At 74.1% G+C, this 895-nt stretch carries 1 protein-coding gene; it reads right to left on the minus strand.

Annotated elements, in window-relative coordinates:
- The coding region (locus FOE67_RS27140; protein WP_182667462.1) for a DUF3662 domain-containing protein at window positions 1-476 on the minus strand (476 nt) is incomplete at its 3' end.
- Between the last annotated feature and the right edge of the window lie 419 nt (window positions 477-895).

The raw sequence follows: 895 nt of genomic DNA on the forward strand, positions 1-895 counted from the left end.
CCCCCGGGCCGGGGCGGGAAGCCGGGGCCGCCCGGCCCGGGGGCGGCGCCGGTGGGCGCGGGGGCGTTCCACGCGGCGGAACCCCCGCCCGCGCCGGGGGCGCTGCCCGCCTCGGTGCGGCTGCGCACCCGGTACAGGCCGGTGTCCAGGTTCTCGGCGCGCTCCAGGCGAACGGTGATGTTCCCCATGAAGGTGTAGCGCTGCTGCTTGGCGTACTCGCGGACCATGCCGGCCAGCTCGTCGCCCAGCTGGGTCGAGTAGGGGGCCAGCCGCTCGTGGTCGCCGGGGCTCAGCTCGACGGTGAAGTCGTTGGGGACGACGGTGCGCTCACGGTTCCAGATCGTGGCGTTGTTGTCGCACTCCCGCTGCAGGGCGCCCGCGATCTCCACGGGCTGCACCTCGGACTTGAAGACCTTCGCGAAGGTGCCGTTGACCAGGCCCTCCAGGCGCTCCTCGAAGCGCTTCAGTAGTCCCATGGTGCACCTCCTTCTCCGGGCGGAATCCCGGTCTCGACTCCCCGGCGCTTCCCCGGGCGGTCCACCCGGGGGACTACCCGGGAGGGCTGCCGTCCTCACCGTCATCGCGGGCCGCGATGATCACGGATACCCCGACGGGGGATCCGTAGTGCTTACTGATCGTATCCACGCGGCGGGGGGTGCGATGGTTCCCCGGCGGAACGCCGTGCGCCGGGTGTGCCCCGATCGTGACGCGGTCGGGACCTTCCGGGGCGGAGCGGGCGCGCGGTGAACCTCGCGGCTCCCAGTGTCCCGCATCGCGCGGGTGTTCCGGGCACGTCCGGGCGGTCGGGTCCGGGGCGTGACGTCACCCGTGGCACTTCGGCCGGGAGCGGTGGGGGTCGGGGAGCGGCTCCGGCCGCCCCCGGGTGAGCGGATGC

The organism is Streptomyces calidiresistens (assembly GCF_014141525.1).
GTDB lineage: Bacteria > Actinomycetota > Actinomycetes > Streptomycetales > Streptomycetaceae > Streptomyces > Streptomyces calidiresistens.